The organism is Kribbella sp. NPDC049227 (assembly GCF_043197265.1).
GTDB lineage: Bacteria > Actinomycetota > Actinomycetes > Propionibacteriales > Kribbellaceae > Kribbella.
Map to the genome: position 1 here is coordinate 144,943 of NZ_JBICST010000005.1, position 22,841 is coordinate 167,783.

17 protein-coding genes and 1 pseudogene are annotated in these 22,841 nt (G+C 68.7%); 15 read left to right on the forward strand and 3 right to left on the reverse strand.

Annotated features, from left to right (window positions below; translation table 11 throughout):
• Window positions 1-113: 113 nt before the first annotated feature.
• On the forward strand, window positions 114-4,976 hold the full coding sequence (locus ACGFH6_RS22870) for an NAD-glutamate dehydrogenase (RefSeq protein WP_393387123.1): 4,863 nt from the start codon (window positions 114-116) through the stop codon (window positions 4,974-4,976).
• A gap of 68 nt (window positions 4,977-5,044) precedes the next feature.
• Here the strand turns inward: ACGFH6_RS22870 and ACGFH6_RS22875 are convergent, their stop codons facing one another.
• Window positions 5,045-5,779: a class I SAM-dependent methyltransferase gene (locus tag ACGFH6_RS22875; protein WP_393387126.1), complete on the reverse strand. Its 735-nt coding sequence runs from the start codon at window positions 5,777-5,779 to the stop codon at window positions 5,045-5,047.
• A gap of 81 nt (window positions 5,780-5,860) precedes the next feature.
• Here ACGFH6_RS22875 and ACGFH6_RS22880 point away from each other — a divergent pair, with 81 nt between their 5' ends.
• Window positions 5,861-6,532, forward strand: a complete 672-nt coding sequence (locus ACGFH6_RS22880; RefSeq protein ID WP_393387129.1) for an IMP cyclohydrolase — start codon at window positions 5,861-5,863, stop codon at window positions 6,530-6,532.
• Here ACGFH6_RS22880 and ACGFH6_RS22885 read toward each other — a convergent pair whose 3' ends face one another.
• Window positions 6,533-7,270, reverse strand: a complete 738-nt coding sequence (locus ACGFH6_RS22885; protein ID WP_393387132.1) for a GntR family transcriptional regulator — start codon at window positions 7,268-7,270, stop codon at window positions 6,533-6,535. It lies immediately after the preceding gene.
• A gap of 113 nt (window positions 7,271-7,383) precedes the next feature.
• On the opposite strand from ACGFH6_RS22885, the gene ACGFH6_RS22890 reads away from it, so the two are divergent.
• The 3 genes from ACGFH6_RS22890 to iolC are packed head-to-tail and all read left to right on the forward strand — an operon-like array spanning window position 7,384 to window position 10,340.
• A complete protein-coding gene (locus ACGFH6_RS22890) occupies window positions 7,384-8,442 on the forward strand; it encodes a Gfo/Idh/MocA family oxidoreductase (protein ID WP_393387135.1) in 1,059 nt (352 codons plus the stop codon).
• 37 nt (window positions 8,443-8,479) lie between these two features.
• Window positions 8,480-9,361 carry a sugar phosphate isomerase/epimerase family protein gene (locus tag ACGFH6_RS22895; RefSeq protein ID WP_393387138.1) on the forward strand — a complete coding sequence of 294 codons (882 nt, stop codon included), beginning with the start codon at window positions 8,480-8,482 and terminating at the stop codon, window positions 9,359-9,361.
• A gap of 37 nt (window positions 9,362-9,398) precedes the next feature.
• Window positions 9,399-10,340, forward strand: a complete 942-nt coding sequence (gene iolC / locus ACGFH6_RS22900; RefSeq protein WP_360445371.1) for a 5-dehydro-2-deoxygluconokinase — start codon at window positions 9,399-9,401, stop codon at window positions 10,338-10,340.
• Between the two features lie 1,075 nt (window positions 10,341-11,415).
• Here iolC and ACGFH6_RS22905 read toward each other — a convergent pair.
• Window positions 11,416-11,574, reverse strand: a pseudogene (locus ACGFH6_RS22905) (hypothetical protein); the annotation flags it as partial.
• Window positions 11,575-11,668: 94 nt separating this feature from the next.
• Between ACGFH6_RS22905 and ACGFH6_RS22910 the strand changes: the two are divergent.
• From ACGFH6_RS22910 to ACGFH6_RS22955, 10 genes are all read left to right on the forward strand, one after another.
• Window positions 11,669-12,544 carry a deoxyribose-phosphate aldolase gene (locus tag ACGFH6_RS22910; protein ID WP_393387141.1) on the forward strand — a complete coding sequence of 292 codons (876 nt, stop codon included), beginning with the start codon at window positions 11,669-11,671 and terminating at the stop codon, window positions 12,542-12,544.
• Window positions 12,541-13,470, forward strand: a complete 930-nt coding sequence (gene iolB, locus ACGFH6_RS22915) for a 5-deoxy-glucuronate isomerase (RefSeq protein WP_393387144.1) — start codon at window positions 12,541-12,543, stop codon at window positions 13,468-13,470. Before ACGFH6_RS22910 ends, iolB begins: the two co-directional genes overlap by 4 nt.
• Window positions 13,467-15,380 (forward strand): 3D-(3,5/4)-trihydroxycyclohexane-1,2-dione acylhydrolase (decyclizing), encoded by a 1,914-nt coding sequence (gene iolD / locus ACGFH6_RS22920; protein WP_393387147.1) that lies wholly within the window; start codon window positions 13,467-13,469, stop codon window positions 15,378-15,380. The genes iolB and iolD overlap by 4 nt, the downstream gene beginning before the upstream one ends.
• A gap of 1 nt (window position 15,381) precedes the next feature.
• Entirely contained in the window at window positions 15,382-16,275 is an 894-nt protein-coding gene (locus ACGFH6_RS22925) for a TIM barrel protein (RefSeq protein ID WP_393387150.1), read from the forward strand.
• Window positions 16,276-16,356: 81 nt separating this feature from the next.
• The gene (locus ACGFH6_RS22930) at window positions 16,357-17,352 is read left to right on the forward strand and encodes a substrate-binding domain-containing protein (protein WP_393387153.1); all 996 of its coding nucleotides are present in this window, start codon (window positions 16,357-16,359) and stop codon (window positions 17,350-17,352) included.
• A 9-nt stretch (window positions 17,353-17,361) separates the two neighbouring features.
• On the forward strand, window positions 17,362-18,408 hold the full coding sequence (locus ACGFH6_RS22935; protein WP_393387156.1) for an ABC transporter permease: 1,047 nt from the start codon (window positions 17,362-17,364) through the stop codon (window positions 18,406-18,408).
• A complete protein-coding gene (locus ACGFH6_RS22940; protein ID WP_393387159.1) occupies window positions 18,405-19,298 on the forward strand; it encodes an ATP-binding cassette domain-containing protein in 894 nt (297 codons plus the stop codon). The genes ACGFH6_RS22935 and ACGFH6_RS22940 overlap by 4 nt, the downstream gene beginning before the upstream one ends.
• Window positions 19,295-20,302 carry a Gfo/Idh/MocA family protein gene (locus tag ACGFH6_RS22945; RefSeq protein WP_393387161.1) on the forward strand — a complete coding sequence of 336 codons (1,008 nt, stop codon included), beginning with the start codon at window positions 19,295-19,297 and terminating at the stop codon, window positions 20,300-20,302. The genes ACGFH6_RS22940 and ACGFH6_RS22945 overlap by 4 nt, the downstream gene beginning before the upstream one ends.
• Window positions 20,303-20,391: 89 nt before the next feature.
• The gene (locus ACGFH6_RS22950; RefSeq protein WP_393387164.1) at window positions 20,392-21,894 is read left to right on the forward strand and encodes a CoA-acylating methylmalonate-semialdehyde dehydrogenase; all 1,503 of its coding nucleotides are present in this window, start codon (window positions 20,392-20,394) and stop codon (window positions 21,892-21,894) included.
• A 47-nt stretch (window positions 21,895-21,941) separates the two neighbouring features.
• Window positions 21,942-22,145 carry a hypothetical protein gene (locus ACGFH6_RS22955; RefSeq protein WP_393387167.1) on the forward strand — a complete coding sequence of 68 codons (204 nt, stop codon included), beginning with the start codon at window positions 21,942-21,944 and terminating at the stop codon, window positions 22,143-22,145.
• Window positions 22,146-22,841: the final 696 nt, after the last annotated feature.

Genomic DNA, 22,841 nt, shown 5'->3' on the forward strand with positions numbered 1-22,841 from the left:
GGCCCGTCCCGACATCACACCAGTGACAAAGGTGGACTAGTCTCTGAGTGATCGCACAATGTCGTGCGGTCCGGCGCGAAACGGCGCCGAGGCACGCGTGGAGACGGTGGGGAATGCAGAGCAAGCTGGACGTCCAGAAGGCGGAAGTTCTCGCCAAGGCGGTGGCTGCGGGAACACATGGGCACGACAAATCGGTGGATCCGGCGAAGCTGAGGACGTTCCTCGAGCGCTACTACCGCTACGTCGCCGCCGAGGATGTGGCCGAACGCCAGCCGACCGACTGTCTGGGCGCCGCACGGCACCATTACAAGACCGCGGCGTCGCGGCCGCAGGGTACGGCGAAGGTTCACGTCTTCACGCCGACCCTGGAGGAACACGGCTGGTCCGCGGACGGCCGGACCGTGGTCGAGATCGTCGTCGACGACATGCCGTTCCTGGTGGACAGCGCCTCGATGGCGATCACCGACCACAACCTCGAGTTGCAGCTGCTGATCCACCCCCAGTTCGTGGTCCGGCGGGACGTCGCCGGCACGCTGCAGGAGGTCCTGGACGACACCGAGCCCTCGGACGCGCACGATCTGGTCCGGGAGAGCTGGATGCACCTGGAGATCGAGCGGATCGCCGACGTCGCCGAGCACCGGGCCCTGGAGCAGGCGCTGCAGACGGTGCTGCACGACGTGCGCGAGGCGGTCGAGGACTGGCCGAAGATGCACGAGAAGGCGGTCTCCATCGCCGAGGAGCTGAACGCGGCCGATCTGCCGGTGGGCGAGAACGAGGTGGAGGAGGCCAGGGAGCTGCTGGAGTGGCTGGCCGACGAGCACTTCACCTTCCTCGGCTACCGCGAGTACGACTTCACCATGGAGGGCGAGCAGGGCATCCTGCGCGGCCGTCCCGGGACCGGGCTGGGCATCCTCCGGCCCGACCCGAAGCCGAACTCCGGCAAGCTCCCGCCCGAGGTGAGCGCGAAGGCCCGTGAGCGCAAGCTGCTGATCCTGACCAAGGCGAACTCGCGGTCCACCGTGCACCGGTCGACGTACCTGGACTATGTCGGCATCAAGCAGTTCGACGCGAACGGCGATCCGGTGCTGGAGCGCCGGTTCATCGGTCTGCTGTCGTCGACGGCGTACACCGAGAGCGTCATGCAGGTGCCGGTGCTGCGGCGCAAGGCGCTGGAGCTGTTCCGGCTGACCGGCTTCGACCCGAACAGCCACAGTGGCAAGGGTCTGCTCGACGTACTGGAGACGTACCCGCGCGACGAGTTGCTGCAGGCGCCGGTGGAGGACCTGCTGCCGATCGTGCAGTCGGTGCTGCACCTGCAGGAGCGGCGTGCCGTCAAGCTGTTCGTACGGCGCGACGTCTACAACCGCTACCTGTCCTGCCTGGTGTACCTGCCGCGTGACCGCTACACCACTGCCGTCCGGCTGCGGATGCAGCAGATCCTCAAGGACGCCATCGGCGCCGAGTCCGTCACCTACGCGGCGTACGTGACCGAGTCCGTGCTGGCCCGCGTCCACTTCGTCGTCCGGATGAAGCAGGGCGAGACCGTGGGGGAGTTCGACGCCGAGCTGCTCGAGCAGAAGGTGGTCGAGGCGACCCGCGCCTGGGAGGACGACTTCACCGCGGCCCTGCACGCGCAGGGTGGCGACGGTGCCGTGACGCAGCTGGCCCGCCGGTACGCCGGCGCCTTCCCGGAGGCGTACAAGGAGGACTTCGACGCCCGGGTCGCCGTCAAGGACGTGACCGTCCTGGAGTCGCTGCCGCCCGACAACGGGCTGGCGATGTCGCTCTATAGTCCGCTGGACGAGGAGTGGGAGGGCGAACGCCGCTTCAAGGTCTACCGGACCGGATCAGCGCTGTCGCTGTCGCAGGTGCTGCCGCACCTGACCCATATGGGTGTCGAGGTCATCGACGAGCGCCCGTACGAGATCCGGCGCGGCGACGCGACGGTGTACATCTACGACTTCGGGCTGAAGGCGCCGGAGAAGACCGACGAGCGCGAGGAGCTGCGCAAGCTCTTCTCCGACACCTTCCAGGCGGTCTGGCAGGGCCGGGCCGAGTCCGACAAGCTGAACGCGCTGGTCCTGCGCGGAAACCTGAGCTGGCGTCAGGTGTCGATCCTGCGGGCGTACCAGCGGTACATCCGGCAGGGCGGTACGCCGTTCAGCCAGGACTACATCCAGAACACGTTCCTGAACCACGTGGACGTCGCCGGCCTGCTCGTCCAGCTGTTCGAGGTCAGCTTCGACCCCGCCCGCGGTGCAGGCGACGACCCGGACCGGATCGCCCAGACAGCCCAGCTGGAGAAGGAGATCCTGGCCGCGCTGGACACGGTGCAGAGCCTGGACGAGGACCGGATCCTGCGCTCGTACCTGACCGTGATCAAGGCGACGCTGCGGACGAACTACTTCCAGCCCCGGATCGCCGACGGCGAGCCACGTGACTACATCTCGCTGAAGCTGGAGCCGAAGGCGATCCCGGATCTGCCGCAGCCGCGGCCGGCGTACGAGATCTTCGTGTACTCGCCCCAGGTCGAAGGTGTGCACCTGCGCTTCGGCGCAGTGGCCCGCGGCGGGCTGCGCTGGTCCGACCGGCGCGAGGACTTCCGCACCGAGGTGCTCGGTCTGGTCAAGGCGCAGATGGTGAAGAACTCGGTGATCGTGCCGGTCGGCGCGAAGGGCGGGTTCTACGCCAAGAAGCTGCCCGATCCGACGGTGGACCGCGACGCCTGGCTGGCCGAGGGCATCGCGTCGTACAAGACGTTCATCTCCGGGCTGCTCGACATCACCGACAACATCGTTGCCGGTGACATCGTTGCGCCGCGGGACGTGGTCCGGTACGACGGTGACGACGCCTACCTGGTCGTTGCCGCGGACAAGGGCACGGCGACGTTCTCGGACATCGCGAACGGGGTCGCGAAGCAGTACGGCTTCTGGCTGGGTGACGCGTTCGCGTCCGGCGGCTCGGTCGGGTACGACCACAAGGCGATGGGCATCACCGCGCGCGGAGCCTGGGAGTCGGTCAAGCGGCACTTCCGCGAGATGGGCCACGACTGCCAGAACGAGGACTTCAGCGTCGTCGGCGTCGGCGACATGTCCGGAGACGTGTTCGGCAACGGGATGCTGGCCTCCGAACACATCCGGCTGGTCGCGGCGTTCGACCACCGGCACATCTTCCTCGACCCGGCACCGGATGCGGCCAAGTCGTACCTGGAGCGGCGGCGGCTGTTCGACCTGCCGCGGTCGTCCTGGGCCGACTACGACTCGGGCCTGATCTCCGAGGGCGGCGGCATCTACCCGCGGACCGACAAGGCGATCCCGATCTCGGCCGAGGTCCGCGAGGTGCTCGGCCTGGAGGGCAGCCCGGCGACACTGACGCCGGCCGAGCTGATGAACGCGATCCTGAAGGCGCCGGTCGACCTGTTCTGGAACGGCGGCATCGGCACCTACGTGAAGGCGTCGAGCGAGTCGAACGCAGACGTCGGCGACAAGGCGAACGACGCGATCCGGATCAACGGCGGCGAACTGCGCGCCCGCGCGGTCGGCGAGGGCGGCAACCTCGGCTTCACCCAGCTGGGCCGGATCGAGTACGCCGCGGGCGGCGGGCGGATCAACACCGACTTCATCGACAACGTGGCCGGCGTCGACACCTCCGACCACGAGGTGAACATCAAGATCCTGCTGGACAAGGTGGTTGCCGACGGCGACCTGACCGAGAAGCAGCGCAACGACATCATCGCCTCGATGACCGACGAGGTCGCCGGGCTGGTGCTGAAGAGCAACTACCGGCAGAACGTCGCGCTGGCCAACGGGGTCGCGCAGGCGCCGGCCCTGATGCACGTCCACCAGGACTGGGTACGGCGGCTGGAGAAGCAAGGACTGTTGAACCGGGAGCTGGAGTTCCTGCCGAGCGTCGCCGAGTTCAAGCGGCGCAAGGCCGAGGGGCGCGGGCTGACCTCACCTGAGCTGTCGGTGCTGATTGCGTACACGAAGATCGTGCTCGAGGCCGAGTTGCTGAAGACCTCGTTGCCGGACGATCAGTACCTGGCGCACAAGCTGGCCAGCTACTTCCCGAAGGCGATCCAGGAGCGGTTCGCCGAGCAGATCCAGTCCCACCAGCTGCGGCGCGAGATCATCACCACCCAGGTGGTGAACGAGTTCGTCAACACGTCCGGCATCACGGCGTACCACCGGCTCTCGCTGGAGACCGGCGGTACGGTCGAGGACGTCGTCCGCGCCAACCTCGCCGCGTCCCGGATCTTTGGGCAGCCTGAGCTGCTGTCCGGGAACGCCGCGCTCGACAACATCGTCGACGCGGGGACGCAGACGCACATGCGGCTCGAGACCCGCACGCTGGTCGAGCGGGCTACGCGGTGGCTGGTCAGCAGCCAGCGGCCACCGGTGGACATCGAGGAACTGGTCGAGTTCTTCGGGCCGGGGATCGCGAAGCTGACCGCTGCGCTGCCGGACATCTTGCGGGGTCGCGAGCTGGCGCTGTTCGAGCAGCGGCGGGAAGCCCTTGTACAGAAGGGGGTTTCGTCCGAGTTCGCCACCCGGATCGCGGTGCTGCCCCCGGCGTACGCCGGACTGGGCGTGGTCGAGACGGCGTCCCGCGACGACCTCGACATCCTCGAGGTCGCCAAGGTCCACTTCGCCCTCGGTGAGCGGCTGCAACTGGGTCGCTTCCTGGAGCGGATCATCAACCTGCCCCGCACCGACCGCTGGCAGACGATGGCCCGGGCCGCGCTGCGCGACGACCTGCACGCCGTCCACGCCCGCCTGACCCGCCAGGTCCTCGCCACCACGGACGCCACCGACGATCCCGAGGACCGCGTCATCACCTGGCAGGACCAGAACGAGGCAGCCCTGTCCCGAGCCGCCACCATGCTCGAGGAAATCGTGGAGACCGAAGGCCCGGAACTGGCCCACCTCTCCGTAGGCCTCCGCCTGGTCCGAACCCTCCTCGCCAACCAGGCCTGAGTTTCGCCAGCTAGCCGGACGATCCCCGTCCGGCTAGCTGCCGGCCGCGCCGTCCTGTGGATTGGGAGCTAGTGCTTGGTGGCGTGGAAGACGAGGAGGCGGGAGTCCGTGGTTGCGGGCTCGCTGTGCCAGCCACCTAGGACGGTGACGGCGCCGAAGCCGGCGTCCTCGAGGGCGGCGGTGATTTCCTCGGCGGTGCGGAAGTAGAGGGTGGTCGTGTAGACGGCATCGCGGCCGTCGTCGAACAGGTTGTGTGCGTCGAACACCACCCGCCCGCCGTCCACCTCGGTCACCTCGACCCATTCGCGCAGGTGACCCACTTGCGTGTCGCGTTCGCCGTACGTCGCTTCCCTGGTCCAACCCTCCCAGGCACGCGTGGCCGGGTTGCGGCTCTCGAAGGTGATCACGCCGTCGGGCCGCAGGGCGCCGGCACAGGACTTCAGCGCGGACGGGAGGTCGTCATTGGAGATGTGCATCATCGTGTTGCCGCTGCTCACGACCAGGTCGATGTCTCCGGTGGCCGCGATCGCCGAGGCGTCGCCGTCGATCCAGGTCACTGCCTCCGCTCCCGGTTGCCGGCGCGCGAAATTCAGCATCGTCGCGCTCGGGTCGACTCCGGTGACGACGCGTCCGGGCTTCGCCAGAGACCTGGTCAGCAGCCCTGTCCCGCAGCCGAGGTCGATGACCTTGGTCGCTCCGATCGTGTCGGCCAACCGCCGGAAGTAGTCGTGGTCATCCCCGGCCGGGTTGTCGGCGTCGTACAGCTCGACGAGCTCCTCGTCCCCATACGGATCCAATGTCACCGGCTCACGGTAGGTGCACCGTTCGGGGCGCGCAACGAGATTTCCCCAGCCCGTCATCCGTTGCGATGCGAGGATGACGCCGTGCGTGGACTTGTGGATGTCGTTGGTGCGGTGGAGTACCCGGGACGTGGGTTGGTGCTTGGGCGCGACCGGGACGGCCTGGGATTTGCGGCGTACTGGTTGACGGGGCGTACCGCGGCGTCTCAGGGGCGGAAGCTGGTGGTGTCGGACGACTCGGTCGTCGTGCAGGACGTCTCGGGTGCCTCTACCGACGACCTCCGTCACTACACGGCCGCCGTTCGTGGCGACGGTTGGCTCGTGGTTGGGAACGGCACGCAGGTGAGCGAGCTCGCGCAGGCGCGTCGAGACGGGCGTGATCTGCAGCTCGCGCTGCGGGATCACGCGTATGAGCCGGACCCGCCGATTCGTACGCCGAGGATCTTCGCGACCGCGTCGACGGACGGGACCGACGTGATCGTCGGCTCGGCCCGGTCGGTCCCTGGCGCTGAGGAGTTGGTGCAGCACCCGTCCCTGTTCGTTCGGGAGTTGCCGCCGGCAACGGCCGTCCATGTCAGCACGTACGCCGGGACTGCCGCCGACGTGATCACCTCCGGCTATCCGGAGGTCGTCGGGATCGGGAGTGGTTGGCAGGACGTCGCGGATGACGTCTGGAGTGCGCTTGACCCGTCGTTGAGGGTTGCGCTGTTCGTCGTCCCGCTCGCTGCGCCTTTCGGTGCGGCGATCGTGCGTTGATCAACGGTCGGAGACGAGGACCTCGACCGAGTACTGATCGGCTCGGTAGCAGTGGTCGCCGAACTCGACGGGGGAGCCGGCGGCGTCGTAGGCGGAGCGGGTCATGGTGACCAGCGGCTCGGCCTTCGACATGTGCAGGGTGCGGCGTTCCTCGGCGGTGGCGTTGCGGGCGCCGATCCGCTGGCGGGCGACGGTCGGGCGGATCCCGCGAGCCCGGAGTACGGCGTACAGGCCGTCGGTCTCGAGTTCGGTCGCGGTCAGATCATTCATTGCTGGCGGCAACCAGTTGCGGAGGATCGCGAGTGGCAGGTCACCGGCGTACCGCAGCCGCACGATCGACACCAGCGGGCTGCCCGGCGGCAATCCGAGCACCTCGGCGGCCCGGTCGTCGTACGCCTCACAGTTGAGCGCGAGAACGTCGGTCCGCGGTGTGCGGCCCTCCCGGACCAGGTCGTCGTACAGGCTGGTCAGTTCGGCCTTGCGGTGCACCATCTGGTTCGCGACCGTGGTGCCGATGCCGCGGCGGCGCACCAGCAGGCCCTTGTTCACCAGTTCGGAGATGGCGCGGCGGACGGTCGGCCGGGACAGGCCGAGGCGGTCCGACATCGCGATCTCGTTCTCGAACGGGTCGCCGGGGCGGAGCGTGCCGCCGCTGATGGCAGCGGTCAGCTGCTCGGCGAGCTGGTGGTAGAGCGGCACCGGGCTCGTCCGATCGATGCTGATCGGCAGGGCGGGCATGGCCGGGATGGTACCCGAGCAACGTAGGTATGTCTGCACGTCCGAATGTGCTAACAAACTATTGACACGTCTTCGGTGGGCCGGAAAGCTGGCCGGGCGGGCGGCGCCGGACCATGCTGGAGCCGTCGACTGACTGCGCCCGGCGACTGACCGGGTACGACGAGAGAGGGCGGCAGGGGATGCGGATCGGGTTGGTCGGGGTGGGGCGGATCGGGGCGTTCCACGCCGCGACGCTGAAGGGGTTGCCGGCGGTGGATCAGGTGGTCGTCGCGGACGCCGACCCGGGGCGTGCCGAGGTGGTCGCGAAGGATCTCGGGGTCGAGTTCGCCGCGGACGTTCCGGCCCTGCTGGCGAGCGGGCTGGACGGCTTCGTCATCGCCGCCGCCACGTCGGCGCACGCAGAGCTGATCGCGGCCGGTGTCGCGGCCGGCATTCCGACGTTCTGCGAGAAGCCGGTCGCGCTCGACCTCGCCGAGACCCAGCGCGTGGTCGAGCTGGTCGAGGCGTCCGACGTACCGGTGCATATCGGCTTCCAACGTCGCTTCGACGCCGGCTACCAGGCTGCGCGGGCCAAGGTCGGGTCCGGCGAGCTCGGCTTCATCCACCACATCCGCGCGAACACCAACGACGCCTTCCCGCCGCACCGCGAGTACATCCCGCAGAGCGGCGGCTTCTTCCGCGACTGCACCGTGCACGACTTCGACATCATCCGGTACGTCACCGGTCGCGAGGTCGTCAGCGTCTACGCGACCGGTGCCAACCGCGGCGAGGCATTCTTCGGCGAGTACGGCGACGTGGACGCGGCGGCTGCTCTGCTCACGCTGGACGACAACACCTTCGTCGCGGTCAGCGGCACGCGCTACAACGGCGCGGGCCACGACGTACGGATGGAGCTCCTGGGCAGTCTGGGTTCGGTCGCGGTCGGACTGGACGAGCACACCGCGCTGCGCTCGGCGGAGCCCGGTGTCACCTTCCCGGACGGCAAGCCGCATCTGACCTTCATGGACCGCTTCCAGCCGGCGTACGTGGCCGAGCTGACCGCCTTTACCGAGGTTGCCGCGGGCACCCGTGAGGTGCCCTGCACCGTCCGCGATGCGCTCGCGGCCTTCCGCATCGCCGACGCGTGCGAACAATCCCGCCACGAAAACCGCGTCGTCACCCTGAACCCCTGAGTCGTCACCCCGAACCCCTGAAGAGGAGACCTGCTCGATGACTGATCTCGCTGCCCGGATCGCCGGCGCCCCGATCTCGTGGGGCGTCTGCGAGGTCCCGGGCTGGGGCTGGCAGTACGACGCGGAGACGGTGCTGGCCGAGATGCGCGCCGTCGGCCTCGCCGCGACCGAGTTCGGCCCGATCGGATTCCTGCCGGACGAGCCGGCCGACAAGGCGAAGACGCTGGCCGACGTGGGCCTGCGGGCCGTCGGCGGATTCGTCCCGGTCGTCCTGCACGACCCGTCATACGACCCTGCTGATGAGATCACCACGGCGCTCGACGGTTTCGTGGCCGCCGGTGCGACCACGCTGGTCCTTGCCGCCGCGACAGGCCAGGACGGGTACGACGACCGACCGGTGCTGAACGACGACGGTTGGGGAACGCTGCTCGCCAACCTGGACAAGCTGTCCGCGCTGGCCGCGGACCGCGGCGTGCTGGCCACGATCCATCCGCATGTCGGCACCATGGTCGAGAACACCGACGACGTCGACCGCGTCCTGCGCGGCTCGTCGATCGGTCTCACCCTGGACACCGGCCACCTGCTGATCGGCGGCGTCGATCCGGTCGCGTTGACCCTCGACCACACCGCCCGGATCAAGCACACCCACCTGAAGGACGTCGACGCCGGCTGGGCCGCGAGGGTCCAGGCCGGCGAGGTCACCTACACCGACGCCGTCCGGCAGGGCATGTACCGCCCGCTCGGCGCCGGCGACATCGACCTCACCATGATCATCAGCACGCTGGAGAAGGCCGGGTACGACGGTTGGTACGTGCTGGAGCAGGACACGATCCTGCCGGACCGGCCGATCGACGAGGGCCCGGTGGTCGACGTACGGGCGAGTATCGCGCATCTGCGCGGGATCGCGGAGGCCGTGTGATGACGTTGTCGACAGTCGATGACCTGGTGGCGGTGTGATGGCGGACGACGTACTGACGATCGGGCGGATCGGGGTGGACCTCTATCCGCTGCAGATCGGCACGCACCTCGAGGACGTCACGTCGTTCGGGAAGTTCCTGGGTGGCAGTGCGACGAACGTGGCGGTGGCCGCGGCGAAGCACGGGCGGAAGTCGGCGGTGATCAGCCGGACCGGCAACGACCCGTTCGGCACGTTCATCCATCGGACCCTGCTCGAGCTGGGCGTCGACGATCGGTACGTGACGCCGGTCGACGGGCTGCCGACGCCGATCACGTTCTGCGAGATCTTCCCGCCGGACAGTTTTCCCTTGTATTTCTACCGGTTCCCGAAGGCACCGGACCTCGTGATCAACCCGTCCGAGCTCGACCTCGACGCGATCCGGGACGCGCGGATCTACTGGTCCACGGTGACCGGGCTGTCGGCCGAGCCGTCGCGGTCCGCGCACTTCGCTGCCTGGGAAGCTCGTGGACGGCGCCCGATCACGGTGCTGGATCTCGACTACCGGCCGATGTTCTGGGCCGATCCGAGCGAGGCGCACGAGCAGGTCAGCCGGGCGCTGGAGTACTGCACGGTTGCTGTTGGCAACCGTGAGGAGTGTGAGGTCGCGGTCGGCGAGACGGATCCGGACAAGGCGGCGCAGGCGTTGCTGGACCGCGGTCTCGACCTCGCCGTCGTCAAGCAAGGGCCGAAGGGCACCCTGGCCCGGACCCGGGACGAGCGGGTCGAGGTACCGCCGTACCCGGTCGAGGTCGTCAACGGCCTCGGCGCCGGCGACGGGTTCGGCGGCGCGTTGTGTCACGGCCTGCTGTCCGGCTGGCCTCTGGAGAAGATCATCCGTTTCGCCAACACGGCCGGCGCCATCGTCGCGTCCCGCCTCGAATGTTCCACCGCCATGCCCACCACCAAGGAAGTTCTCTCCCACATGGGTGATGAAGCATGACCCCTCCCGACCAGACCCCCGACTCCCGCCGCCCCATCCCCATCCGCCGCCCCGACCCAGACAACGACCCCACAGTCCTCACCCCCACCCCCGACGGCCCACCCCTCGATGCCCCCGCCGCCGACCACCCGCCCCGCCGCCGCCCCGACGACCCAACAGCCACCCACCCACCTGGCGCAAACGACCCCACGGTCGCGCACCCACCCGGGGCTAGCGACCCAACGGTCGCCGTCCAGTCCGGTGCCAACGACCCAACGGTCGCCGTCCCCTCCGCACCCCCCGGCCGCGGGGTCCCCGCCCCACCGCCCGGCCCCGACGACCCCACCGTGCCCGCCCACACCAGCCGGCCCCGCCCCCACAACCCGGCAGCCCACTACCCCGGCTCGAACGACGCCACCGTCATCGCCCAGCCCGGGGCCAACGATTCAACGATCGCGGTGCCATCCGCACCGCCCGGCGCCAACGACCCAACCGTCGTCGCGCAGGCTCCGGGCTACCTCGACGAGCCAACCGTCGAGTCCTGGACTGACTCAGCACAGTCCCACCCAGCCGCAGCACCCGCCGCGCCAGGCTGGGCGACACCACACGGCCACACAACACCACCGGCCCAGGTGCCACCCGGCGACGCGACGCCCCACGGTCACGCAACACCACCGGGCCAGGTGCCACCCGGCGACGCGACGCCCCACGGTCACGCAACACCACCGGGCCAGGTGCCACCCGGCGACGCGACGCCACACGGTGCTGCGACGCCGCACGGTCCTGCCACGCCACAGGGTCCAGCTACGCCTAGAGGTCCGGGGCGTCACCATGCACCCCGCAGGGACGTTGGCCAGGAGGAAGCCGCCTCCGCGTGGCACCCGGCGACTCCGACCGGCCAACCAACCTCCACCAATCAGCCCACACCCACCGGCCCTGCCGCCGACGACCAGACGACCGCGATAGCCAACCTGGACGTCTCAACCGCGCAACCGTCCCCGCAAGCAGCAGCACAACCACCGTCTCAACCACCGGTGCAACCAGCGGGGCCAACGTCATTGCAAGGACCAGCGCAGCCGCCGTCACCATCATCAGGTCAACCTCCGTCGCAAGGATCGGAGCCAGCGCCGTCGCAACTGCTGGAGCAGCAGTCGTGGCAAGGGGCGGAGCAAGGGCCGTCGCAGCCGCCAGAGCAGCGGTCGTGGCAGGGGTCGGAGCAGGGGCCGTCGCAGCCGCTGGAGCAGCGGTCGTGGCAAGGGGCGGAGCAGGCGCCGCCGCAACCAGTGGTGCAGGTGGCGGCTCAGGCGTCGGCGTATGTGGCTGGGGGTGGGCAGGGGTATGGGGCTCGGTTGGCTGAGTTGACTGAGATTCGGGTCCGCCACCCTGAGCGGGTTGCGGACGCGTGGCAGCGGCGGCGGACCCGTGAACTCGTCGGGGAGGACGGCCGCCTGCTCATTGTGGCCGCCGACCACCCCGCCCGCGGTGCCCTCGGCGTACGTGACGACCGCCTCGCAATGGCCAGCCGTCCCGGCCTGATCGACCGCCTGATCACGGCACTCGAGCGCCCCGGCGTCGACGGCGTCCTCGCAACCCCGGACGTTCTCGAGGACCTTCTCCTGCTCGGCGCGCTCGAGGGCAAGGTAGTCATCGGCTCGATGAACCGGGGCGGCCTGCAAGGTTCGGCCTTCGAACTCGACGACCGCTTCACCGCGTACGCGACAGCGGCCGACATCGCCTCCCGTCGCCTCGACGGCGGCAAGATGCTGACCCGGATCGACCTCGGCGACCCCGGCACCGTGGCCACGCTCGAAGCCAGCGCGAAGGCAGTCACCGAACTCGCCGAGCACAAGCTGATGGCCATGGTCGAGCCGTTCTGGTCCACCCGCCGCGACGGCCGTGTCACCAACGTCCTCGACGCCGACTCGGTCATCAAATCGGTGAACATCGCCGCCGGCCTGGGTGCCACGAGCGCGTACACCTGGCTCAAGCTCCCAGTCGTCGACGAACTCGACCGAGTCATGGACTCGACCACCCTCCCGACTCTGCTCCTCGGCGGCGACCCGACCGTCGCTCCCGAAGAGACGTACGCGTCCTGGGGCAAGGCCATGAGCCTCCCCTCGGTTCGCGGTCTCGTCGTCGGACGCGCGCTCCTCTTCCCGCCCGACGGCAACGTCGCGTACGCCGTCGACCACGCCGCAGCCCTGGTACACGGAGGTGCCGCATGACCGAGTGGTTCCGCCCGGCCGGATCCGCGTCCCGCAAGGGATTCGACGTGGCCGTCACCCCAGGGGAGAAGGACTGGGAGCACAGCGGCCTGTACGTCGCGACCCTGCGCCCCGGGCAGTCCATCGAGATCGACACCGGCGATTGCGAGTACCTCGTCCTCCCGCTCAGCGGATCAGCCGAGGTGATCGTCGACGGCGAGACGCTCCCACTCGGCGGCCGTGCCGACGTGTTCGCCGGACCGACCGACCTCGCGTACGTCCCGCGCGGCTCCACCCTCGCCGTCACCAGCGCGGGCGGCGCCCGCATCGCCTTCCCACACGCGAAGGCCGCGAACGACTACCCGTACCGCCGGATCGGCGTCGAGCAGGTGGAGACCGAGCTGCGCGGAGCGGGCGTCGCCTCCCGCCAGGTCCGCAACTTCGGTACTCCGGCCGTCCTCGAGGCGGACTCGATCATCGCCTGCGAGGTTCTCACCCCGGCAGGGAACTGGTCGTCGTACCCGCCGCACAAGCACGACGAGCACAAGCCTGGCAAGGAGAGTGTGCTCGAGGAGATCTACTACTTCGAGCTCCAGCTCTCCGACGCCGCCCCGGAAGGTGTCAAGGGCAACGACCCGATCGGTTACCAGCGGGTCTACGGCACCGAGGACCGCCCCATCGACGTCCTCGCGGAGGTCCGCGACGGGGATGTGGTGCTGGTGCCTCACGGTTGGCATGGTCCGGCGATGGCGCCTCCTGGTTACGACATGTACTACCTGAACGTGATGGCCGGCCCCGGAACCGAACGTCAGTGGCTGATCACCGACGACCCCAACCACGGTTGGGTCCGCGACCTGTGGGCCACCCAGCAGATCGACCCGCGCCTGCCTTTCGGCGTGACAGAGCCTTTCGGTGCAGCAGAGCCTTTCGGAGGAGAGAAGTCATGACGGTGCGTCTCACGGTCGCGCAGGCGTTGGTGCGATTCCTGAGCGTCCAGTACTCGGAGCGTGACGGCGAGCGGCAGCGCCTGTTCGCCGGGTGTCTGGGCATCTTCGGGCACGGCAACGTGGCCGGCGTCGGCCAGGCGTTGTTGCAGGCCGAGCTCGAGGACCCGACCGCGCTGCCGTACATCCTGGCCCGCAACGAGCAGGCCATGGTGCACACCGCGTCCGCCTTCGCCCGCACCCGTGACCGGCTCCAGACCTATGCCTGCACGGCAAGCATCGGCCCGGGCTCGACCAACATGGTGACCGGCGCGGCCCTCGCCACAGTGAACCGGTTGCCGGTACTCATCCTCCCTTCCGACGTGTTCGCAACCCGGGTGGCGACCCCCGTGCTGCAGGAGCTGGAGAGCTTCGGCGCCGGCGACGTCTCCGTCAACGACGCGTTCCGCCCGGTGTCGAAGTACTTCGACCGCATCTGGCGCCCCGAGCAACTGCCGTCGGCACTGCTGAACGCCATGCGGGTGCTGACCGACCCGGTCGAGACCGGCGCGGTGACACTGGCCCTGCCACAGGACGTCCAGGCCGAGGCCTACGACTGGCCGGACGAGCTCTTCACCGAGCGCACCTGGTACGTCGCCCGACCATTGCCCGAGGCATCAATTGTCGACAAGGCGGTAGATCTCCTACGGGCCGCGAAGGCGCCGCTGATCGTCGCCGGTGGTGGCGTGCACTACTCCGGCGCCGAGGACGCACTGCTCCGGTTCGCCGAGGCAACCGGCGTACCCGTCTCGGAAACCCAAGCAGGCAAGGGATCTCTGCGCTACGACCACCCGCAGTCGGTCGGCGCGGTCGGCTCGACCGGGACCACGGCAGCCAACGCCCTGGCTCGTGAGGCTGACCTGGTGATCGGTATCGGCACGCGCTACAGCGACTTCACGACGGCCTCGCGGACCGCCTTCCAGAACCCGGAGGTGCGGTTCGTCAACATCAATGTCGCGCGCTTCGACGGTGGCAAGCATGCCGGCCTTCCTCTCGTCGCGGACGCCCGGGAAGCCCTTGTTTCCTTGACGTCTGCGCTCGGTGACTGGTCTGTGAGCGACCAGTACAGATCGTCGGCGGCCACTCTCGCAACCCGGTGGGACGAGATTGTGGATAACACCTACAACCCACCCGCGGAGGTGACCTCGAAACTCGCCGTCGGCGTCCTGACCCAGGGCGAGGTGCTCGGTGCCGTCAACGAATTGTCGGCGGCATCTGATGTGGTGGTTTGCGCAGCCGGGTCGATGCCCGGCGAGCTGCACAAACTGTGGCGGACGCGCGACCCGAAGGGATACCACGTCGAATATGGCTACTCCTGCATGGGATACGAGATCGCCGGCGGCATCGGGGTCCGTCTCGGTGCACCCGATCGCGACGTCTTCGTCCTCGTCGGCGACGGGTCGTACCTGATGATGTCGAGTGAGCTCGTCACCGCGGTCCAGGAGAACGTGAAGATCATCGTCGTCCTGGTTCAGAACCACGGCTTCGCGTCGATCGGCGCATTGTCGGAGTCACTCGGTTCGCAACGCTTCGGGACGGCGTACCGCAGGCGCAGCGGCGACGGGCGCCTGGACGGGGACTACCTGCCGGTGGACCTCGCGGCCAACGTTCGCAGCCTGGGCGTCGACGTGATCGAGGTGCACGACCGCTCCGAGCTGGAGAAGGCGATCGGTACGGCGAAGGCCGCCAGCGGCCCGATCGCGATCCACGTCACGACCGATCCGTTGATCGGCGGCCCGGACAGCGAGTCGTGGTGGGACGTCCCGGTCAGCGAGGTGTCCGCGCTGCAGTCCACCCAGGCCGCATCCGCGCAGTACGAGGAGAGCAAGAAGTCCCAGCGGTTGTACGTCGCTCCGGTCGAGGGAGACAGCTGACATGGGAACGCTGAGCATCGGTACGGCGCCGGACTCGTGGGGAGTCTGGTACGCGGATGACCCGCGGCAGACACCGTGGACGCGGTTCCTCGACGAGGTGGTAGCAGCCGGCTACGCCCGGATCGAGCTCGGACCGTACGGCTACCTGCCGACCGATCCAGTCCGCCTCAAGGACGAGCTGGACCAGCGCGACCTGACGATCACCGCTGGCACAACCTTCGAGCAACTCCACCGGCCGGACGGGTGGGAGGCCACCTGGCGCGACGTCGCGAAGACCGCCGAGCTGACGGCCGCGATGGGCGCCAAGCATCTGGTCGTGATGCCGTCGATGTGGCGTGGCGACAACGGCGAGATCGTCGAGGACCGGCTCGACCACGAAGGTCAGGCACGGCACGGCCGGCAGGTGACCGAGCTGGGTCGCCGGCTGGCCGAGGAGTTCGGGCTGCAGACGCAGTACCACCCACATGCGGACGGGCATGTGGACACGCAGGACACCGTCGAGCGCTTTCTCCGGGAGACCGACGGCGACTACGTGAACCTGTGCCTCGACACCGGCCACATCAGCTACTGCGGCGGTGACAACCTCGAGCTGATCCGCAAGTACCCCGACCGGATCGGGTACGTCCACCTGAAGCAGGTGGATCCGAAGGTCCTGGCCGAGGTCGAGGCCGAGGGCCTCAGTGTCGACGAAGCCGTCCGGCGCGGCGTGATGTGCGAGCCGCCGAACGGCGTACCCGAGCTGCCGCCGGTGCTGGATGCGTTGGCTGCGCTCGACAGTGACCTGTTCGCGATCGTCGAGCAGGACATGTTCCCCTGCCCACCCGACGTGCCGCTTCCGATCGCGGAGCGCACGTTGGCCTATCTGAGATCCCACGGGGGTGGCGAATCGAGGTGACGGCCAGCAGAGTGTGAAACTCTCTGGTCCCACGCAACTCCGCGGAGTGGCCGCGGCTCGTCTGAAAGGCTGGTTGGACTCATGATTCGGTGGCAGAAGAAAGCGGTGGCCGCGAGCGCGGTGATCGCACTGGCGACAGCGCTGGCGGCCTGCAGTTCCTCCGGGGGCAAGCAGGAGGAGCAGAACTCCGGCGGCAGCGGCGGGAACGTCGCGGACACCCCGCGGATGAAGGTCGCGCTGATCACCCACTCGGGTCCCGGCGACACCTTCTGGGACATCGTCCGGCGCGGCGCCGAGGCGGCCGCGAAGAAGGACAACATCGAGCTGCAGTACTCCGCCGACCCGGACGGGGCAGCCCAGGCCAACCTGGTGCAGACCGCGATCGACTCGAAGGTCGACGGTATCGCGGTCACGCTGAACAAGCCGGACGCGGTCATCCCGAACGTCAAGAAGGCGGTCGCGGCCGGCATCCCGGTCTCGGTTCTCAACGGCGGCCTGGACTCCTGGAAGACGACCGGCGCGGTCGGGTACTTCGGCCAGGACGAGCGGATCGCCGGCCAGGCGACCGGTGACAAGCTGAAGCAGCTCGGCGCGAAGAAGGTCCTCTGTGTCATCCACGAGCAGGGCAACGTCAGTCTGGAGGCCCGCTGCCAGGGCATCAAGGACAAGTTCGGAAATGTCGAGAACGTGAACGTCAACGGCACCGACCAGCCCGGCACGCAGGCGACGCTGACCTCGAAGCTGCAGCAGGACAAGACTGCCGACTACGTGGTCGCGCTGAACGCCGGGATCGCACTGACTGCGGTGACCGCGGCCAAGGACGCCGGTTCGGCGGCCAAGATCGGCAGCTTCGACATGAGCAAGGAGATGGCGGCGGCGGTCAAGGACGGCAGGGTGCAGTTCGCCGTCGACCAGCAGCCGTACCTGCAGGGCTATCTCGCGATCGACTCGATCTGGCTCTACAAGACCAACGGGAACACGATCGGCGGTGGCGAGGCGACGCTGACCGGACCGGCCTTCATTGACCAGTCCAACATCGCGACGGTGGAGAAGTTCGCCACGGCCGGGACGCGCTGAGGTAGCGCCATGGCATCGACCATCACCTCACCCGTGTCGGCGGACGACCGCGTCTCCGCCCGGTCGCTCGCGGCCCGGCTGCTCAGCCGGCCGGAGATCGGATCGCTCGTCGGCGCGGCCGTCATCCTGGTGTTCTTCCTGATCGCCGCGCCGCCGTTCCGCGACATCAACAACACGGGCACGATCCTGTACCAGGCCGCACTGATCGGTGTGATGGCGGTGCCGGTCTCGCTGCTGATGATTGGCGGCGAGTTCGACCTCTCGGCCGGTGTCGCGGTGACGACGGCCGGGCTGACCGCAGGCATCATCGCCTACCAGCTCAGCCTCAACGTCTGGGTCGGCATCGTGATCGCGCTGGCCTTGTCGCTGGCGATCGGCGCGTTCAACGGCTGGCTGCTGATGCGGACCGGGCTGCCCAGCTTCCTGGTGACACTGGGCACGTTCTTCATCCTGCAGGGCCTGAACATCGCGGTCACCCGGCTGACGTCGGGCGCGGTCGCGTCCAACTCGATCAGCGACATGGACGGGTTCAGCACCGCGAAGGCGATCTTCGCGTCGGAGTTCCAGGTGGGCGGCGTCACGATCAAGATCATCGTCGTCTGGTGGATCGCGTTCGTCGCCATCGCCGCCTGGATGCTGCAACGCACGCAGATCGGCAACTGGATCTTCGCCGTCGGTGGCGACGCCGCGGCCGCCCGCGCGGTCGGCGTACCGGTCAAGAAGGTGAAGATCGGCCTGTTCATGGCGGTGGGATTCTTCGCCTGGTTCACCGGCATGCAGTTGCTGTTCGTGCAGAACGGCGTGGTGCAGTCCGGCGAAGGTGTCGGCAAGGAGTTCCTCTACATCATCGCGGCGGTCGTCGGCGGCTGCCTGCTCACCGGCGGCTACGGCTCCGTCATCGGCGGCGCGATCGGTGCGCTGATCTTCAGCATGGTGCAGCTGGGGGTTGTGTACGCCGGATGGAATCCTGACTGGTTCAAGGCGTTCCTCGGCGCGATGTTGCTGCTGGCCACCATTGTCAACCTCGTCGTCAAGAAGCAGGCGGAGGCACGATGACCACTGCGAGGAGCTTCGATTCCGACGCGGTCACCCACCCGACCACGCCGATCGTCGAGCTGCACGACATCGGCAAGAGCTACGGCAACATCGACGCGTTGCGGGGAGTGTCGCTGTCGGTCCGGCAGGGCGAGATCACCTGCGTGCTGGGCGACAACGGCGCGGGCAAGTCGACGCTGATCAAGATCGTCGCCGGCCTGCACGACTACACCGCCGGGACGATGGTGGTGAACGGCGAGGAGCGGCATTTCTCGTCGCCGCGGGAGTCGCTGGACAGCGGCATCGCCACCGTCTACCAGGACCTGGCGCTGGCGCCGCTGATGTCGGTCTGGCGGAACTTCTTCCTCGGCAACGAGATGACCAGGGGTCCGTTCCGCCAGCTGGAGGCGGCGCGGATGAAGCGGATCGCGAGCGAGGAGCTGACCAAGATGGGGATCTCGATCCCCAACCTGGAGCAGCCGGTGGGCAAGCTGTCCGGTGGTCAGCGCCAGTGCGTCGCGATCGCGCGCGCGATCCACTTCGGCGCGAAGGTGCTGATCCTGGACGAGCCGACCGCGGCGCTCGGCGTGAACCAGTCCGGCGTGGTGCTGAAGTACATCGTCAGGGCACGCGACGCGGGCATCGGGGTCATCTTCATCACTCACAACCCGCACCACGCGTACCTGGTCGGCAACCACTTCGTCGTCCTGAAGCTCGGCCGGGTCGCGCTCGACACGCACCGGGCCGACATCACGCTGGAGCAGCTGACCACCGAGATGGCGGGTGGCTCCGAGCTCGAGGCGCTCAGTCATGAACTGCGCGACGCCAATCCCGAGGCGGTCGTCGACCGGGCGGATGCCCGGGCGGTTGACACGCCTGCGGACAATGAGGAGGAGAGGGAGGGGCCATGACCGATCTCCGGGTCGGCATCGTCGGCGTCGGAGTGATGGGCGCCGACCACGCCGAGCGGGTCGCACGCCGTACCGCCGGCGCGCGCTTGGTCGCTGTCGCCGATCCCGACATCGCCCGCGCCGAGGCACTCGCGAAGAGTCTCGATGTCCGGGTGGTCGAGGACCCGCTCGATCTGATCGCGGCGGATGACGTGGACGCGGTGATCCTGGCGTCGCCCGGCTTCGCCCACGCGGAGCAACTGCTCGTGTGCCTGGAGCACCGCAAGCCGGTGCTGTGCGAGAAGCCGCTGACGATGGACGCGGCATCGTCGCTCCAGGTGGTCGAGGCGGAGCACAAGGTCGGCCGGTCGCTCATCCAGGTCGGCTTCATGCGCCGCTTCGATCCCGAGTACGCCGCATTGAAGGAGCTGCTCGACTCCGGGGAGCTGGGGCGGACGTTGGTGCTCCACAACGTGCACCGGAACAAGTCGGCCCCGGTGACGTTCCGCAGCGAGATGATCGTGCGGGACTCGATGGTGCACGAGGTGGACATCGCGCGCTGGTTGCTGGGTGACGAGATCACCCGCATCACCGTGAACGCCCCGAAGCCCAGCGGCCTCGTCGGCGACGGCGTACTCGATCCGCAGCTGGCGCTGTTCGAGCTGGCGAACGGAGCGATGGCCGACGTCGAGGTGTTCGTGAACTTCCAGGTCGGGTACGAGGTGCGGTGTGAGGCCGTGGCTGAGCGCGGTAGCGCGACCATCGGGCTCGGGTCCGGCGTGTTCACCCGCGCCGGTGGTCGGTGGGGCGGTGCGATGCCCTCCGACTTCCGGGTTCGCTTCGAGCGGGCGTACGACATCGAAGTGCAACGCTGGGTCGAGGCCGCTGCCCGCGGTGCGATCGACGGACCGAGCGCCTGGGACGGCTATGCGGCGGTCGCGGTCTGCGAAGCCGGCATCGAGTCCCTCACCTCCGGCCGCCCCGTCGATGTCGACCTGGCCGATCGCCGGAAGGTCCTCGGATGAACCGCCGAACGGGCCTCGGAGGACCCGCCGCAAGGCCTCGGATGAAGAGCCTGTCGTCAACCTGTCACCCCATGCAGTAAGGAAGCATCGTGAGTACTGAGATCAAGCGCATCACCCACCTGGTCGGCGGCAACTCCTGGACCGGCGTCGCCGAGCGGACCAGCAAGGTCTACAACCCGGCGACCGGCCAGGTCACCGGTGAGCTGGATCTGGCCTCGGCCGCCACCGTCGACGAGGTGGTGAAGGTCGCCCACGAGGCGTCCCGTGCCTGGGGCGAGACGTCGCTGACCAAGCGGACCCAGGTGCTGTTCGCGTACCGCGAGCTGGTGAACGAGCGTAAGGACCAGATCGCCGCGCTGATCACCGCCGAGCACGGCAAGGTGCTGTCCGACGCGGTCGGCGAGGTGACCCGCGGCCTGGAGGTGATCGAGTTCGCCTGCGGGATCCCGCACCTGCTGAAGGGCGGCTTCAGCGAGGGCGTGTCGACCAAGGTCGACGTGTACTCGATCCGTCAGCCGCTCGGCGTCAGCGCGGTCATCTCGCCGTTCAACTTCCCGGCCATGGTGCCGATGTGGTTCGTCCCGATTGCGGTTGCCTGCGGCAACAGTGTGGTGATCAAGCCGTCCGAGAAGGACCCGTCCGCGGCGAACGCGATGGCCGAGCTGTGGAAGGAGGCCGGCCTGCCCGACGGCGTGGTGAACGTTCTGCACGGCGACAAGGAGGCCGTCGACCGGCTGCTCGAGCACCCCGACATCAAGTCGGTGTCGTTCGTCGGTTCGACCCCGATCGCGAAGTACGTGTACGAGAACGGCACCAGGAACGGCAAGCGGGTGCAGGCGCTCGGCGGTGCGAAGAACCACATGATCGTGCTGCCGGACGCCGACCTCGACCTGGCCGCCGACGCCGCGGTGAACGCCGGCTTCGGCTCGGCCGGTGAGCGTTGTATGGCGATCTCCGCGCTGGTCGCGGTCGAGCCGATCGCCGACGAACTGATCGGCAAGATCAAGGACCGGATGGCCAAGCTGAAGACCGGCGACGGAACGCGCGGCTGCGACATGGGCCCGCTCGTCACCGGTCCGCACCGCGACAAGGTCGTCGGGTATGTCGCCGCCGGTGTCGAGGAGGGCGCTGAGCTCACCGTCGACGGGCGCAACGGTGATGTCGACGGCGCGGCCGAGGGCTTCTGGCTGGCCCCGACGCTGTTCGACAAGGTCACCCCGGAGATGTCGATCTACACCGACGAGATCTTCGGCCCGGTGCTGTCGGTGGTCCGTGTTCCGTCGTACGACGCTGCGCTCGACCTGGTGAACTCCAACCCGTACGGCAACGGGACGGCGATCTTCACCAACGACGGTGGTGCGGCTCGGCGGTTCCAGAACGAGGTCGAGGTCGGGATGGTCGGCGTCAACGTGCCGATCCCGGTGCCGATGGCGTACTACTCGTTCGGCGGCTGGAAGAACTCGCTGTTCGGCGACACCCACGCGCACGGGATGGACGGTGTCCACTTCTTCACCCGGACGAAGGTCGTCACGTCGCGCTGGCTCGACCCGAGCCACGGCGGGATCAATCTGGGCTTCCCTACTCACGACTGAAGTCAGGGCTGTCGCCTGGGTGTAGCGTCGAAGGCAACCCCCGGGGCATGAGGAGTACCGCGGCGTACGAAGGGCCGGTCGGCCCGTCCGAAGTCAGCGAACACCAAGCCCCGGAGTGCGTCATGTCGAAGAACAAAGGCGGACGTGAAGTCCGCAAACCCAAACAGCCCAAGCAGCCGAAACCCAACCCGAGCGACGGCGCGATCATCCCGCCCACCAAGCAGGCAGGAAGCAACCACCGAACCCGGTAGCACGGTCTCGCACCGCGTCCCGATACGGCTCACAATCCCTCGGCCCCGGCCACACCCGGGGCCCGAGGGCTCTGGTGCGGTCGCTGATGAAGCCTGGGGGGCGCTTGAGCGCGACGCCGGTGCAGTGAGGTGGGTGGGGAGGGCCGCTGCGGCAGCGCGGTGCCAGTCGGGGCGCGGTGGCCGGAGCGCGGTCGCCGTCCGGGGTGGGTGGCTGGTGCGGCAGCGCGGTGGCCAGTCCGGGCGCGGTGGTCGGAGCGCGGTCGCCGTCCGGGGTGGGTGGCTGGTGCGGCAGCGTGGTGGCCAGTCCGAGCGCGGTGGCTGGAGCGCGCGGTCGCGGTCCGCGATTGAGATGACCGGTGGGCGGTGGCGGTCCGGGGCGGGCACCTGGAGCGCGGTGGTGGCTTGTCGCATCGGGGTTGCTGGGGCGCGGTGGTGGTTCGGGGTTGAGGTGGCCGGTGGCCGGTGGGCGGTGGCGGTCTGGGTGGTAGCTGGAGCGCGGTGGTGGCCTGTCCGGGTCGGGGTTGCGCGGTCGGGGTTGAGGTGGCCGGTGGCGGTCTGGGGTGGGTTGCTGGAGCGGGGTGGTGGTCGGGGTTAGGTGGCCGGTCGGTGGTGGCCGGTGGCGGTCTGGGGTGGGTGGTTGGGGCGGGAGAGTGGTGTGCTCGGGATTGTGGGGCGTTGACCTGGGGGGTGGGGTTG